Annotated in this window: 15 protein-coding genes, 1 pseudogene and 2 other annotated features; of the genes and pseudogenes, 5 read left to right on the top strand and 11 right to left on the bottom strand. The window is 36.7% G+C overall.

All coding sequences use genetic code 11. The features are described 5' to 3' along the window. The first annotated feature begins 64 nt into the window (after window positions 1-64). From BPMYX0001_RS20000 to BPMYX0001_RS19995, 3 genes and pseudogenes are all read left to right on the top strand, one after another. Window positions 65-778, top strand: coding sequence for a CPBP family intramembrane glutamic endopeptidase (locus tag BPMYX0001_RS20000; RefSeq protein WP_006096196.1), 714 nt, complete (start codon window positions 65-67; stop codon window positions 776-778). A gap of 167 nt (window positions 779-945) precedes the next feature. Further along, window positions 946-1,196 (top strand): annotated as a pseudogene (locus BPMYX0001_RS31225) (CPBP family intramembrane glutamic endopeptidase); the annotation flags it as partial. 51 nt (window positions 1,197-1,247) lie between these two features. Next, on the top strand, window positions 1,248-1,613 hold the full coding sequence (locus BPMYX0001_RS19995; RefSeq protein WP_033799148.1) for a hypothetical protein: 366 nt from the start codon (window positions 1,248-1,250) through the stop codon (window positions 1,611-1,613). Window positions 1,614-1,650: 37 nt separating this feature from the next. On the opposite strand, the gene BPMYX0001_RS19990 is transcribed toward BPMYX0001_RS19995, so the two are convergent. Further along, entirely contained in the window at window positions 1,651-3,435 is a 1,785-nt protein-coding gene (locus BPMYX0001_RS19990) for a DHA2 family efflux MFS transporter permease subunit (protein WP_006096193.1), read from the bottom strand. A 14-nt stretch (window positions 3,436-3,449) separates the two neighbouring features. Next, window positions 3,450-4,103, bottom strand: a complete 654-nt coding sequence (locus BPMYX0001_RS19985; RefSeq protein ID WP_018764448.1) for an HlyD family secretion protein — start codon at window positions 4,101-4,103, stop codon at window positions 3,450-3,452. 295 nt (window positions 4,104-4,398) lie between these two features. On the opposite strand from BPMYX0001_RS19985, the gene BPMYX0001_RS19980 reads away from it, so the two are divergent. Both BPMYX0001_RS19980 and BPMYX0001_RS19975 read left to right on the top strand, forming a co-directional pair. Continuing rightward, the gene (locus BPMYX0001_RS19980) at window positions 4,399-5,016 is read left to right on the top strand and encodes a TetR/AcrR family transcriptional regulator (RefSeq protein WP_006096191.1); all 618 of its coding nucleotides are present in this window, start codon (window positions 4,399-4,401) and stop codon (window positions 5,014-5,016) included. Between the two features lie 82 nt (window positions 5,017-5,098). After that, a complete protein-coding gene (locus BPMYX0001_RS19975; protein WP_006096190.1) occupies window positions 5,099-5,575 on the top strand; it encodes a DUF2691 family protein in 477 nt (158 codons plus the stop codon). A 41-nt stretch (window positions 5,576-5,616) separates the two neighbouring features. Here BPMYX0001_RS19975 and BPMYX0001_RS19970 read toward each other — a convergent pair whose 3' ends face one another. From BPMYX0001_RS19970 to dnaI, 9 genes are all read right to left on the bottom strand, one after another. Further along, window positions 5,617-6,702 carry a M42 family metallopeptidase gene (locus BPMYX0001_RS19970; protein ID WP_016116571.1) on the bottom strand — a complete coding sequence of 362 codons (1,086 nt, stop codon included), beginning with the start codon at window positions 6,700-6,702 and terminating at the stop codon, window positions 5,617-5,619. Window positions 6,703-6,771: 69 nt separating this feature from the next. Further along, entirely contained in the window at window positions 6,772-7,263 is a 492-nt protein-coding gene (locus tag BPMYX0001_RS19965; RefSeq protein WP_003200923.1) for a dUTP diphosphatase, read from the bottom strand. Between the two features lie 300 nt (window positions 7,264-7,563). Then, the gene (gene adhP / locus BPMYX0001_RS19960; protein WP_003201014.1) at window positions 7,564-8,580 is read right to left on the bottom strand and encodes an alcohol dehydrogenase AdhP; all 1,017 of its coding nucleotides are present in this window, start codon (window positions 8,578-8,580) and stop codon (window positions 7,564-7,566) included. Window positions 8,581-8,778: 198 nt separating this feature from the next. Then, window positions 8,779-9,135: a 50S ribosomal protein L20 gene (gene rplT / locus BPMYX0001_RS19955; RefSeq protein ID WP_003201011.1), complete on the bottom strand. Its 357-nt coding sequence runs from the start codon at window positions 9,133-9,135 to the stop codon at window positions 8,779-8,781. A 37-nt stretch (window positions 9,136-9,172) separates the two neighbouring features. Beyond that, a complete protein-coding gene (gene rpmI, locus BPMYX0001_RS19950) occupies window positions 9,173-9,373 on the bottom strand; it encodes a 50S ribosomal protein L35 (protein ID WP_001125945.1) in 201 nt (66 codons plus the stop codon). Between the two features lie 21 nt (window positions 9,374-9,394). Beyond that, window positions 9,395-9,898, bottom strand: a complete 504-nt coding sequence (infC, locus tag BPMYX0001_RS19945) for a translation initiation factor IF-3 (protein WP_000973214.1) — start codon at window positions 9,896-9,898, stop codon at window positions 9,395-9,397. Window positions 9,899-9,959: 61 nt separating this feature from the next. Then, window positions 9,960-10,081 (bottom strand) — a sequence feature (ribosomal protein L20 leader region). Window positions 10,082-10,287: 206 nt separating this feature from the next. Then, on the bottom strand, window positions 10,288-12,219 hold the full coding sequence (thrS, locus tag BPMYX0001_RS19940) for a threonine--tRNA ligase (RefSeq protein ID WP_006096189.1): 1,932 nt from the start codon (window positions 12,217-12,219) through the stop codon (window positions 10,288-10,290). A 47-nt stretch (window positions 12,220-12,266) separates the two neighbouring features. Then, window positions 12,267-12,495 (bottom strand) — a binding site (T-box leader). A 31-nt stretch (window positions 12,496-12,526) separates the two neighbouring features. Beyond that, window positions 12,527-13,408: a putative sporulation protein YtxC gene (ytxC, locus tag BPMYX0001_RS19935; protein ID WP_006096188.1), complete on the bottom strand. Its 882-nt coding sequence runs from the start codon at window positions 13,406-13,408 to the stop codon at window positions 12,527-12,529. A 232-nt stretch (window positions 13,409-13,640) separates the two neighbouring features. Beyond that, window positions 13,641-14,579 (bottom strand): primosomal protein DnaI, encoded by a 939-nt coding sequence (gene dnaI / locus BPMYX0001_RS19930; protein ID WP_006096187.1) that lies wholly within the window; start codon window positions 14,577-14,579, stop codon window positions 13,641-13,643. Window positions 14,580-14,595: the final 16 nt, after the last annotated feature.

The following is a 14,595-nucleotide window of genomic DNA, read 5'->3' as shown; positions in this document are numbered from 1 at the left end:
AATGACATACTGAAACTAAATGTGTATAATTTTTATATATAAATATAAAGAGGAGATTCGATATATGCAATCGACTACACAACTTACATACGGTCCAAAACAATCTATGTCCTGGTTACAATTTTTTGGTTCTTCCTTATTTGCCTTTTTTGGAACAGGACTACTAAGCGGCTTATTTATATTACTCCCGCTTACGATTTATAGTGAAGGCATTACAAATAAAAAGACAATTGCTCTATATGAGTCACTTGGAAATACTGCGAGCACTTTATTACAACTGCTCGTTTTATTGTTATTCATCTATAAGTATGAACCGGTGAAAAAGCTATTATCATCTGCTTTCAATTTCAGGGCACTCAAAAAGGTAAGTACTTACGTATACCTAACTCTTTTCTTCGCCTTAAATATCGTCTTGAATTCACTAATCTCAACACATCTATTTCCCGATGCAACAGCGCAACAAGCATCCGCTTTAAACTTGGATGTTCTAAAGCAATATCGAATTTTATTAATTATTGGATCTGCAATTTTCATTCCTATTTTTGAAGAAATCATTTTCCGAGGTATCATCCTTCGTTTCTTCTCAGAACGTTTTCCATTTTGGATTGCTGCAATTGGGACGAGCTTAATTTTCGGAGTCGCTCATACATACTCACTTGGTGTAATGCTTATTACTTTCCTTATGGGGCTATTGATGGCGATTTTATGCAAACGAACAAATTCCATCCTTCCAGCCATGCTATTTCATATTATGAATAATACGCTTGCGTTTTTATAAAGTGAAACTTTAATCAGTGGGGGTTTCCTCATCCCCCACCTATCTCCCTTGTTTCTCTCTGAATCTTGAGGCGGGGAGTCTTACTGCCTACAAATAACGTGATAAATTGAAACTTTAATCTATTAAATGAAAAAGGAGTATAACTTTGCAAATACGTACACAGTTAGATCATTGAACCTATTTATGAAGAACTTGTATGCAGGGGATTGCTTTTACGTTTCTTTGAAGAGGAGTTTACATTTTGGCCAGCTGCGCTTTTATCCAGTCTATTATTTGGCATCGCTCATACATATTCAGTTGGTGTGATGGCGAGTGCATTTATTACTGGACTATTTGCCGCATTGTTATATAAACAAAATCTATCATTCCAGCTATGTTACTTCATATCATTATCAATACTTCTTCTTTCTTTTATTAAATAAACCTTTTATTGTAAAATATAACTTACAAATTAGGTGGAATTTATAATATGCAAATGTTAAGCTTTCTGTGGGTTTTCTTTATGCCCGTACTTGTATCATGTGGAATAGTTGGTGGAATTTATTTAGTTATAGCAGGAGTCAGGTATCGAAAGCTACTTGTTATTACAATGGGGATTATTTGTTTCTCATTCGTCGCTATGCCTTTTATTTTCTGGGGAATGGGGATTGATAGCGATAAGATCTTACCAATTCCAACTGTCCTGTACTGGATTCTTTTCGCTTTAGCTGGCTTATTGGCAAGTATAAGCGGGATACGTAATCAAATTAAGAGCATTCGCAATATGGGGATTATCATTTGTTCGGCAGGAGTACTGGGAGCTATCTTCTATCAATTGATGTCTCTGCCGATGTAGTTTTTTAAAATATAAGAACACAGAAAAAGCAGAGAAATTAATTCCCTGCTTTTCGGTTCGGCTTATTACCTGATGGCAAGAATAATGATAATACCCAGGCAATACCCGCTAATATTGTTGCAATTAAGAAAGCATCATTAATACCATTAATCGCAGACAGCTTCGAAATTTGTCCGAATAATAGTTGTGAGCTCATCGCATCCCCAGCTTGTGCTGATCCGGCAACCGCTGCTAAACTTTGTCCCATTCCGTGTACTTTATCCACTAAAATTGGGTTTGTTTTTGTTAGCATATTTCCGTAATCCGCTACGTGAGCTGTTGTTTGCTGCGTCATAATTGTAATTAAGATTGCTGTACCAATTGAACCTGCTACTTGTCTAGATGTATTTTGTGTTGCTGTACCGTGAGAAATTAATTTCATCGGCAGTGCGTTCATACCTGCTGTCATAATTGGCATCATAATGAATGACATACCAAATGAACGTATAATATAATCCGTCATAATGACGCTATATGGTGTATCCATCGTTAGCTGCGTAAACTCATACGTTGCATATGTCGTAATCGCTAATCCAACTACTGCTAATGGACGAATGCCATACTTATCAAATAGTTTCCCTGCGATCGGTCCCATAATCCCCATAATTAATGATCCTGGAAGAAGCAGGAGACCTGATTCAATTGGCGTAAAGCCACGAATGTTTTGCAGGTATACAGGAAGTAATAACATACCTCCGAATAATGCCATTGTTACAATCGCGTTAATTAATAATGTAAAAGTAAACGTTGGATATTTAAACACTTGTAAATCCAGCATTTTGTTATCCGTCGTCATCTCTCTCCAAATGAACACTGCTAAACCAATTACACCAATAATAAGTGAAATAACAACTTCGGCACTGCTCCAGCTGTTGTTTCCAGCTTCACTAAATCCATACAGTAAGCTACCAAGTCCAATACTTGAACTAATAACACCAAACATATCTAACTTTGTTTTAGAAACTGGCTGAGCTAGTGTAAAGAATCTTAAAGATAATAATATGATGATTAAACCAATGGCAAACATCGCATAGAACATTAAGTTCCAGCTATAATTTTCAATCACCCATCCTGTTACAGTTGGTCCGATAGCCGGCGCTAAAATCATCGCTACCCCAAGTAATCCCATTGCAGCTCCGCGCTTATGCGGCGGGAACAAAGTCATGAAAATATTCATACCAACTGGCATTAAAATACCAGCGCCTACCGCTTGAATTACACGCCCTGTCATCATCATTGTGAAGTTTCCAGATAACGCACAAATCATAGAGCCGACTGTAAAGAATAACATAGCTGCTACAAACAATTTTCGATACGTAAACCGAGAAACTAAGAAGGCGCTAATTGGTACTAAAATCCCGTTCACGAGCATAAATCCTGTAATTAACCATTGCGCTGTTGAAGTTGATACATTGAACTCATTCATTAATGGAGGCAATGCAACATTAATGATTGTTTGGTTTAAAATGGAAACGAACATACCGAGAATTAATACCGCTACAACTGCTTTTACATTGACATTCTCTACCGGCAATTGCTTTTTCGGTACTTCTTTTGTCATTTTCTGTATTTCTTGTTCTACTACTTCTTTTTTTGTCGTTTCTAATTCTACTACATTGGAAGGTTCTGGTTCTGGTTGTTCTGATTGCGTTGTTTCTATCTTACTTACGGCTGGGACTTGTTCTTCTCCCGCGTTCGTTTTTTTCTTTCTTAAAAGACGATTTACAAGGAAGAAGACGATGATACAAAATAATGCATATCCTACAATTAAACCTGAGGACATTTTATCTTCCCCCCTTACTTATGAATACGAACTGTCACATTCATTCCAGGAACAATATTTACTGATTTGCTATGATCTAAAGAAACTTTAACTGGTACAACTTGTGTTACTTTCGTATAATTTGCTGTTGCATTGCTTGATGGTAACATAGAGAACGTATTTGCTGTTGTTAATCCAACTTGTTCTACTTTTCCTGTTAACGTTGTATCAGGATATGCATCTACATATACGTCTACTTCTTGACCTTTTTGTACACTATCAATGTCTGTTTCTTCAATGTTTGCTGTTACCCATAAATCGTTCATATCGTATGCATATGCAATTGGACTACCTGCTCCGACAAACGCATTTGTTGTTGCATTGGATTGAACAACTGTTGCATTTTTAGGAATTGTTACGTCGATTGTTTGCTCACCATTTTGTCCTGATACAGTAACAGCACCTAATTTATCGTTTTCATTGTAGCTCTTACCTACTTCGGCTTTCCATTCTGCTAATTTCCCTGCTACTGGTGATGCGATTGGGATCACTTTCCCATCGATTTTCGCATTATCTGTTTTTAAATAGTTTTCAGCTTGATTATAGTAGTAATAACCGCCAATACCGCCGCCAACTAATACAATTAATGTGATAATATTAATAATCACCATTCTTCGAAACTGATTCATTGCTTTCCTCTCCTTATATCGCATATAATTTTTTTCTAAACTATTTCTACCCCTTTTGTTTATACTGTTTAATGGTTAATTATATTAACCATTAAACAAAAAAATCACACCCTTTGCTATGCAACACAATCTTTACCTGCATGCTCGCGGTGCTGTTTTCTAAAGGAATATCGTTTATAATTATAAATAATTATTTTGAATCTACAACCGACAATGCGAGCATATGTGTTGGTTATCCAACACTTTGCTATCTATTTGTTGTTTAAGTGATTAAAATTCAGCAAGGAGAAATAAAATGTCTATTAAAAATACAAACGATCCGCGTGTGAAACGAACGAGACAATTAATACAGGATGCTTTTGTCGCTTTAGTAGGCGAAAAAGGATTTGAAAATGTCACAGTGCAACATATCGCTGAACGTGCTCCTGTCAATCGCGCTACCTTTTATAGCCATTATCATGATAAATACGATTTATTGGATAAGAGTATAGAGGAAATGTTAGCATCTTTATCAGAAGTGATTAAGCCAAAAAAGCAAACAAAAGAAGATTTTCAGCTTACATTCGATTCACCTAATCCAATTTTTCTAGCCTTATTTGAACACATCGCTGAGAATGCAACCTTTTATAACGTAATGCTCGGAGACAAAGCAGCTGGAAACTATTCTTATAAAATGATGAAAACCATTCAAACACATTTAACATTAAGTCTTTCTATTTCACAGCCAGATGATGACGAACTTATGGTTCCTCGTGATATTCTCATTAGCTATGTAACAGGTGCGCATATCGGTATGATTATGTCGTGGTTAAAAAGAGGGATGATTTATACGCCGCACTTTATGGCGATGCAGCTTACAAGGTTGATTATTTTAGGAGCGCATACTGCTGCTGGACTAGAGAGACCTTTTTAACAAGATATATTTATAACGCATTAAAGATCTTTCATATAGTATTTAGTAATATTTACAAAATCATCAGAGGGAGTATTATTTTATGAAGAGAGGAATAAGTTTTCAACTACCTAATACTGATAAATATGACTCTTGTCTTGGGGATGCATTAAAACCAATAGACATTTCTACTTTCAGTTGGAGAGTTACCCCCGTAGAGTCTTATTTAGTAGTTAATGATGAGTTAGATATAGATAAAGACCTTTTTGAAACAGATAATAAAATAATGGAAGGTGCTGATCTTAAAAAGCTATTAGAAAACAATGTCTATTATATTATTTTCGCTGATTTACAAGCATATCCGAAAGGCAAAGTTTCAGAAATTGAAACTTATGAAGAATTCGTTGAAAGTGAGTGTGAACTTGTTCTTTTCGTAGTGGACAGCTACTACACTGTCATTTACTGCAAAGATAAAGAAAAACTCGAATTACTTTATAAGAACGCAGAAGTCTTCGGATTTGAAAATATACAATTTATTACTGATGAAAATGATACAAGAACAAGAATAACTGCATGGTAAAAACATAAAAAAAGCGAAGGAACCCCCTTCGCTTTTTCTTATTAATTAAATGTGATATTATGTACAGCCTCTTTATCAAGACGTTTGATAACTTCTACAATTAACTTCACTGCATTCTCATAATCATCACGATGTAACATTGCTGCATGAGAGTGAATATAACGAGTTGCAATCGTAATCGCCATAGATGGAATACCATTGACAGAAATATGAATTGCACCTGCGTCAGTCCCGCCACCAGCTACAGAATCATATTGATAAGGGATATCTAATTCATCCGCCACATCAACTACGAAATTGCGAAGCCCAGTATGTCCAATGACTGATGCATCATATAAAATGATTTGTGGTCCATCTCCCATTTTACTTTGCGCTTCTTTTTCTGTTACTCCTGGTGTGTCGCCGGCAATACCAACATCTACAGCAAATGCGATATCCGGTTTAATATAATGTGCAGATGTTTTCGCACCGCGAAGACCTACTTCTTCTTGAACAGTTCCAACGCCGTATACAACGTTTGGATGCTTTTCATCTTTTAATTGTTTTAACACGTCAATTGCAATAGCACAGCCAATGCGATTATCCCATGCTTTTGCAAGTAGCATCTTTTCATTTTTCATCACTTGGAATTCAAAGTATGGTACAACTTGATCCCCTGGTCGTACGCCCCATTCCATTGCTTCTTCTTTGCTAGAAGCACCGATATCAATGAACATGTCCTTAATTTCAACCGGTTTTTTACGAGCTTCTGCTGGTAAAATGTGTGGTGGTTTTGAACCAATTACACCTGTTACATCACCTTTACGTGTTACAATTGTTACGCGCTGCGCAAGCATAACTTGTGACCACCAGCCACCAACTGTTTGAAAACGAAGGAAACCTTTGTCATCAATTTGAGTAATCATAAAGCCAACTTCATCTAAGTGGCCAGCTACCATAATTTTCGGACCATTTTCTTCCCCAACTTTTTTCGCAACTAAACTTCCTAAATTATCTGTAGAAAGTTCATCTGCAAATGGTTCGATATATTTTTTCATAACTTCACGTGGTTCGCGCTCATTACCTGCAATCCCGCGTGCATCTGTTAATTCTTTTAGCATTGTCAATGTCGAATCTAATTTTGTCATTGCCAACACCCTCCTTTTTCTTCATTCACTTCATTATACAAAAGTAAATTGAAATATTCAAAAAACAAATCAATACCCTTGTGTTTGACGCTGATGATTGACTTCGTTTTTATCTAAATATGCTTTTTCAATTTCTTCTTGACCAAACTCAAGAGCTTGTCCTAAACGAAGGTAGCTTGTAAATAGTTCAATATAATTTGTAATAGACGGTTGGTCCGTAAAACGAATTACTTTCGCATACGTGTCTAAGAAAATTTCAACTTGTGTTTTGTTCGTTTGAGCACATTTATAAAATAGGAAGTTTTTATCAATTCCCAGGTCAATTCCAATCGATAAAATAAAGTGCAGGCCATCTACATATTCTTCAAGTATAACTTCACGTTCAGCTGCTGGTTTTTTGCTCCAATATTTAAAACAACGTGTTTCATTTGCAAGTTCTCCAATTTCAACAAGGAGTGCTAGCATTTTTTCTTTTAATAATTTCTTCGGTTGTAAATCATGTTCTTTCACAATACGATCATCTAACTCTTTTTGTAATTTAAATAGCTGTAGTAAATCCATTCTATTCCTCCTCCAACATCGCATAAAAACAATGTTGTTTCATCTCATATTTATTGTAAGCTTTAAAAATCCTACCCTTTATTATCTAGTTAGCTTCCTAGCCCCTTATAAAATAGCTTGTCCCTAAATCATCAATACGTTTCAGACATCATCTACATATGATGAAACTTCCATATCATCTTTCCATTATAGCAGTGTCGTTTCTACTAGGAAAGATGCCTTTAAACGACAGTAAAAAAGCCAGAGGAAACCTCCGACTTTTTTACTACATATTCTTCTATATTGTTATAGCTTTTATACTTATTTTGTCATATCAAGTACAACACGTCCATTAATCTTTCCTTCTTCCATTTCACTAAAAATCTCATTAATTTCATCAAGATGACGTGTTTCTATAATTGCTTTTACTTTTCCTTCTGCGGCAAATTGCAATGTTTCTTGTAAGTCTTTTCTTGTCCCTACGATAGAGCCAATAATTTTCACGCCATTTAAGACGGTATCAAAGATTGGTACTTCCATCATTTCTGGTGGTAACCCTACTGCCACACACGCGCCACCTCGTCTAACAGAACGATACGCTTGATCAAATGCCGGCTTTGATACAGCTGTGCAAATAGATGCATGCACACCTTTTACTTTCTCGAATATCCACGCTGCCGCATCTTCTTTAAGTGGATTCACAGCTAAATCTGCACCAAGTTCTTTGGCAAGCTCTAATTTATCATCTACGGTATCAACAGCAACAACATGTAACCCCATTGCTTTTGCATATTGAACGGCTAAATGCCCAAGGCCACCGATACCAAAAATCGCAACCCAATCACCAGGTTTTGCTTCTGATACTTTTAATGCTTTATATGTTGTAACACCGGCACAAAATAGCGGTGCTGCATCAACGAACTCTAAGTTATCCGGTACTTTCACAACATAATCAGCTGCCGCAACGCAATACTCTGCATAACCACCATCAACTGAGTAACCTGCATTATGTTGATCTAAGCAAAGCGTTTCACGGCCAGATAAACAATATTCACAATGACCACACGCTGAATATAGCCATGGTACTCCAACCCGGTCACCAACTTTCACGTGAGTAACACCTTCCCCTACTTCTTCAATAACTCCAACACCTTCATGTCCTGGAATTAATGGGAGTTTCGGTTTTACCGGCCAATCACCGTGCGCCGCATGTAAATCTGTATGGCAAACGCCGCATGCTTCAATATGTACAAGAACTTCACCAAGTTCAGCTTTTGGTTTTGGAACTTCTTTCACTTCTAACTTCTCTTTGAACTCATTTACAACTGCTGCTTTCATGTAAACGCCTCCTAGTTATAGATACAAAAAGTTCTTACAAGTTCATCTTAATATAATAGAAGAAACGAGAGGCAGTTGAATTATGACAATAATTTGCGAAATATATCACAAATTATTGAACAATTATATTAATTATAAAAGTAGCTCCAAACAATAAAAAAAACCTCAGAAGAAAATTCTTCTAAGGTTTTTGAACAATTAGTTTAAGTTGTTTTTTGCAACTGTTGCTAATTCAGCGAAAGCTTTTTCGTCATGAACAGCTAAGTCAGCAAGCATCTTGCGGTTAACTTCGATACCAGCAACTTTTAAACCGTGCATTAAACGGCTGTAAGAAAGACCGTTAATACGAGCAGCTGCGTTGATACGAGTGATCCATAATTTACGGAAGTCACGTTTCTTTTGACGACGGTCACGGAATGCATATAGTAAAGATTTCATAACCTGTTGGTTAGCAACCTTAAATAATGTATTTTTAGAACCGTAGTAACCTTTTGCTAATTTTATAACTTTTTTACGACGTTGACGAGTAACTGTACCACCTTTTACTCTTGGCATAATATTACCTCCTATTTGTTCTATATATCAGCCGAACTTATTTTAAGTTGTCAAGCATTTGACGAATGCGTTTGAAGTCACCAGCGCTTACTACGCCAGCTTTACGTAGTTTACGTTTAGCTTTCGTAGATTTGTTAGCGAATAAATGGCTTGTGTAAGCGTGTGAACGCTTAAGTTTACCAGATCCAGTCTTTTTGAAACGCTTTGCAGCGCCGCGATGAGTTTTTTGTTTAGGCATAGGTATTTCCTCCTCTATCTATTACTTATCGTTTTTCGGTGCTAAAACTAAGAACATACTACGTCCTTCCATTTTAGGCTTAGATTCGATTGTACTAACTTCAGCACAAGCTTCTGAGAAGCGATCTAAAACACGTTGACCGATTTCTTTATGAGTAATGGCACGTCCTTTAAAGCGAATTGACGCTTTAACCTTGTCGCCTTTCTCTAAAAACTTGATAGCATTACGAAGTTTTGTGTTAAAGTCGTGTTCATCAATTGTTGGACTTAAACGAACTTCTTTCATGCTAATTACTTTTTGATTTTTGCGCTGTTCTTTTTCTTTCTTTTGTTGCTCAAAGCGGAATTTACCGTAGTCCATAATGCGGCATACTGGCGGTTTCGCATTTGGAGCAACCAATACTAAATCAAGATTAAGATTTGCAGCTAAGTCTAAAGCGTCATTACGAGACTTGATGCCAAGTTGATCACCATTCGCACCAACTAAACGTACTTCACGTGCACGAATTTGCTCGTTAATCATCATATCCTTGCTAATAGTAAGCCACCTCCAAGGTTTTCTTAGAATACGTTTGTAGTCATAGAACCCAAACAAAAAAGTGTGGGCATACGGACACCCACACTTGTACAATCTTAAGTAAGAAAGACATTTACCTGCTAACTGCGTATGCGTCAATCAGGTGAGAAGCGGGTGCTTCTACTTGTTCTACAAAACAATATTCTATTATCCTTGATGAGTTTACCATAGGATATAAAGTCTGTCAAGAAGACGCGTTTTACTAACAACAAGAAATATTGTAACAAACAACACGAATACATGCAATACTTTTTTATGATAAGTCTTGTTTGGTTATTATTTCTAATTTTTGTTCCCCTTACCCATAAAACAAAGGCGCGGCATGCCGCGCCTTTTCCTTAGCGTTTTCCTTCAACTTTAATCATATCAACAAACGCATCTAATGCGATTGTTTCTGATTTTTGTTCACCGTATTTACGTACGTTTACGCCGTTTTCAGCAACTTCATTGTCACCTACTACAAGCATATACGGAATTTTTTGCATTTGTGCTTCACGGATTTTATAACCGATTTTCTCTTCACGAGTATCCACTTCCACACGGATACCAGCACGTTGCAAGTCTTCCTGTACTTTCTTCGCGTAGTCTAAATGTACTTGCGGAGAAACTGGGATTACTTGTACTTGAACTGGCGCTAACCATGTTGGGAATGCACCTTTGTACTCTTCGATTAAGAAAGCAACGAAACGTTCCATAGTTGATACAACACCGCGGTGAATAACAACTGGACGATGAGGTTTACCATCTTCCCCAACGTAAGTTAATTCAAAGCGCTCCGGAAGTAAGAAGTCTAATTGTACAGTTGAAAGTGTTTCGTCTTTTCCAAGTGCAGTACGAACTTGAACGTCAAGTTTTGGACCGTAGAATGCAGCTTCACCTTCAGCTTCATAGTACTCAAGACCCATTTCATCCATAGCTTCTTTTAACATAGATTGTGCTTTTTCCCACATTTCATCGTCAGCATAATACTTTTTAGTATCTTCTGGATCACGATAAGATAAGCGGAATGAATAATTTTCTAAACCGAAGTCTTTATATACTTCTAAAGTTAAGTTTACAACGCGTTTTAATTCTTCTTTAATTTGATCTGGACGAACGAAAATGTGCGCATCATTTAAAGTCATTCCACGTACACGTTGTAATCCAGATAGTGCACCCGACATTTCATAGCGGTGCATTGTTCCAAGCTCTGCAATACGAATTGGTAATTCACGATAGCTGTGGATATCGTTTTTATACACCATCATATGGTGAGGGCAGTTCATTGGACGAAGTACTAATTCCTCATTATCCATTTCCATTGATGGGAACATGCCATCTCGGTAGTGATTCCAGTGACCAGAAGTTTCATAAAGCTCTCTGCTTCCTAATACTGGAGTATATACGTGGTCATATCCTAAGCTCGCTTCTTTATCAACAATGTAACGCTCAATAATACGACGGATTGTTGCACCTTTTGGTAACCAAAGCGGTAAACCTTGTCCTACTTTTTGGCTATTTGTAAATAATTTCAACTCTTTACCTAATTTACGGTGGTCACGCTCTTTCGCTTCTTCAAGCATACGTAAATGCTCATCTAATTCTGCTTTCTTCACGAATGCAGTACCGTAAATACGCTGTAGCATTTTATTATTGCTATCGCCACGCCAGTAAGCACCTGCAACACTTAACAATTTAAACATTTTAATTTTCCCTGTAGATGGAAGGTGAACCCCACGGCAAAGGTCGTAGAATTCGCCTTGTTCATAAATTGAAATAATCGCATCTTCTGGAAGATCGTTAATTAATTCTAATTTTAGCTCATCGCCAATTTCTTCATAACGGCGAAGTGCTTCCGCACGTGGCACTTCATGACGAACGATTTCTAAATTCTCGTTCACAATTTTTTGCATCTCTTTTTCGATTTTTGGGAAGTCCTCAACTGTAATTGCTTCTTCCATATCGATATCGTAGTAGAAACCATTTTCGATTACTGGACCAATACCAAGTTTTACATCTTTATATAAACGTTTTAACGCTTGTGCTAAAAGATGGGCTGTTGAGTGGCGTAAAATGTATAAGCCATCTTCAGAATCTAATGTAATGATTGAAACTGCACCATCTTCTTCAATTGGTGTACGAAGATCGATCATCTCATCATTTAATTTTCCAGCCACAGCTTTTTTCTTTAAGCCTGGGCTAATAGAAGCTGCGATTTCTTCAGTTGTTGTTCCTTTTGGAAACTCCTTCACAGCTCCATCAGGGAAAATAATTTTAACTACATCTGCCATCACTGGTCACTCCTTTTTTTCTCAAAATAAAAAACACTCATCCCGTAAAAAGGGACGAGTGTTGAATTCGTGGTTCCACCCTTGTTCCAATTAACTAAACTGTCAATTGCTCAAGTTCAACATAACGGTGTTGGCCGTTAGCAATTACTAGAAAAAGTGTTCACTGCTAAAGTTTAGAGGTGGTAAGTAATAAACCCGTACTAGGAAGCTCACACCCTAAGGCTTCCCTCTCTGAAAATCGTAGTAAATCACTCATGTCCTCATCGTAACATTTCAATATATTTCATTTATGTAGGTAATTATATGCTCAAAAACTTAGAAAATCAAGGGTGTTCCCTTTATTTTTTAAATTTTTCACGTTGTGTTCAAATTCATGCAGTGCACATAACTGAACTCGTTCTTGAAATACATTTTGAAGGGTAACAATCATATTGTGATCTTGCTCTTTCGTGTACAAATAAATCATTCTCGGCGCAATAGAAAGAAGCGGTGCAATTACCTTCGTGTCAATATATACGCCCTGCTTATTTAGTAAATCCTCTTCTATATATTGAACCAATTTTTCTTGTTTTAAACGTATTCCTTTTTCATCATAAAAAATAAAACTTTCATCAAATACAAGATGTAGACATGGTAAACGTGATTTTCGGCTGCTCACTTGTTGCCTTAGCATTTCTACAAACACTTGATATTCTTGCTCCATTTTATATTCATCGATCGCCACTTCCGCAAGTCGGTGTACCATCTCCCTATATGCGCGGAGGCGAAAACGAATATAAGATGAAAAAGAAAAAGAAAGTGGGTCACAGAGCCATCCTTTTAAAGAAGACATAATACGGACTTCAATCTTATTACGTGTTAGATCACGGGCAATCCCTTTTCGCTTTCCATTTAAGATAGCATGTGCCATATGTAAAATTTGATGGCACTCTTCTTGTTCTTCATAAAAAAATTTCTCTTTTAAAATAGTACGAAGCCATTCGTTTTGTTTTATATTAACAATAAAATAAAGAAGTACTGGTGTTAAAACTTTCTCAATATAATTCGATTCGCATATTGGTATATGAATCGTTACCTTTTGTTCATATAAATAAACACTTGTTTCTTTATATAGCTTTTCCGTTCTCTTTATCAGTTGTTGATATACGTGCGCAGCATCATTTTTTTCTTCGAAGCAGATTTCAATCACTCCTGTCCCCCCTTTTATCCCGCTCTACGGAGTTACTTTCTCTCAAGCCCCCATAAGAGTCCAGTTCACGAAAGCTAGGCGCTAAGTAGCAATACCTGCTTCCGCTTCACTCTACAATCCTTGCTAATTTTATATATATTAAGGGACTAGAAAAAAAATGATACAAGCTCGTATGAAATTTCAAACATATACTGAAGAAACATAAAAAAAGAGCAAGCAGTATGCTCACTCTTTACGTATGACGACGATTTTTCCCACCAATTGGAACTGGCTTCGCCAAATACTTAATACGCTCCATAATACGCGCCGCTTTCATTTCTTCTGCTTCTCCACGCTGTGTGTAGGTTAAATGATGTTCTAGCTGTTTAAAGTCAAAATTAGACGTAAAGAACGTCGGTAAGTTTTCAAGCATTCGGAACTGCAGTATAGCACCAAGCACATCATCACGCACAAAGCTTGACATTGCTTCCGCCCCAATATCATCTAACATTAATACTTGTACACGCTTCACCGCATCAATTTTTTCACCTATCGTATTATTTTGCAGTGAACTTTTAATTTCTCGTAAAAATTCTGGTAAGTATACGATCATTGAACTTATTTTTTTTAAGGCTAATTCATTCGCAATCGCTCCTAAGAGATACGTTTTCCCTACACCAAATTTACCGTAGAAATATAACGCTTGTACTTTTTTTCCAGGTTCGTATGCATTTAAAAATTCATTTGCTGCACGAATCGCCTCAATTCGCGGTTCTAAATCTGATGGATCTAAATTTTCCATAGAAGCCTGTAAAATATCACTTGGCATATAGACACTTTGAACTAATTTTTCATATTTCTTCCGCTCATCATAAGCCACTTTTCTTACGCAGCGATCATATTGAATATCAATCATCTTACCTTGAATAATCAGTTTCGGCTCATATCCTTGAATCATATTTTTACATGATTCTAAGTTCGGACAATCTGCACATCCAACACTTTGCCCAATGTATTCATACAGTTTCACAAGACTTCGCTCTATCATGGAAGTCGTCACTTCACCTTTATGTTCTTCAATAAACTCTTTCACACGCGGATGTGCCATCACTTCCGCCTTTAACACTTCGTATCTATTTTTAAAATTCTCATTTTGCATCAACTTTGCAAATGAATTTTGAATATGCTCCATTCTCTCACCTCAAAGA

Source organism: Bacillus pseudomycoides DSM 12442 (assembly GCF_000161455.1).
Taxonomy (GTDB): Bacteria; Bacillota; Bacilli; order Bacillales; family Bacillaceae_G; genus Bacillus_A; species Bacillus_A pseudomycoides.
Note: the sequence above shows the minus strand (reverse complement) of the source record. Positions and strands in the feature narration are given on the sequence as shown.

Coding starts and splice junctions, on each gene's coding strand:
- BPMYX0001_RS19975 (WP_006096190.1), top strand. CDS start 5,099: ATGAAGAGAGGAATAAGTTTTCAACTACCTAATACTGATAAATATGAC.
- BPMYX0001_RS19990 (WP_006096193.1), bottom strand. CDS start 3,435: ATGTCCTCAGGTTTAATTGTAGGATATGCATTATTTTGTATCATCGTC.
- BPMYX0001_RS19995 (WP_033799148.1), top strand. CDS start 1,248: ATGCAAATGTTAAGCTTTCTGTGGGTTTTCTTTATGCCCGTACTTGTA.
- BPMYX0001_RS19965 (WP_003200923.1), bottom strand. CDS start 7,263: ATGGATTTACTACAGCTATTTAAATTACAAAAAGAGTTAGATGATCGT.
- thrS (WP_006096189.1), bottom strand. CDS start 12,219: ATGGCAGATGTAGTTAAAATTATTTTCCCTGATGGAGCTGTGAAGGAG.
- rpmI (WP_001125945.1), bottom strand. CDS start 9,373: ATGCCTAAACAAAAAACTCATCGCGGCGCTGCAAAGCGTTTCAAAAAG.
- rplT (WP_003201011.1), bottom strand. CDS start 9,135: ATGCCAAGAGTAAAAGGTGGTACAGTTACTCGTCAACGTCGTAAAAAA.
- BPMYX0001_RS20000 (WP_006096196.1), top strand. CDS start 65: ATGCAATCGACTACACAACTTACATACGGTCCAAAACAATCTATGTCC.
- dnaI (WP_006096187.1), bottom strand. CDS start 14,579: ATGGAGCATATTCAAAATTCATTTGCAAAGTTGATGCAAAATGAGAAT.
- BPMYX0001_RS19970 (WP_016116571.1), bottom strand. CDS start 6,702: ATGACAAAATTAGATTCGACATTGACAATGCTAAAAGAATTAACAGAT.
- BPMYX0001_RS19980 (WP_006096191.1), top strand. CDS start 4,399: ATGTCTATTAAAAATACAAACGATCCGCGTGTGAAACGAACGAGACAA.
- adhP (WP_003201014.1), bottom strand. CDS start 8,580: ATGAAAGCAGCAGTTGTAAATGAGTTCAAAGAGAAGTTAGAAGTGAAA.
- BPMYX0001_RS19985 (WP_018764448.1), bottom strand. CDS start 4,103: ATGAATCAGTTTCGAAGAATGGTGATTATTAATATTATCACATTAATT.
- infC (WP_000973214.1), bottom strand. CDS start 9,898: ATGATGATTAACGAGCAAATTCGTGCACGTGAAGTACGTTTAGTTGGT.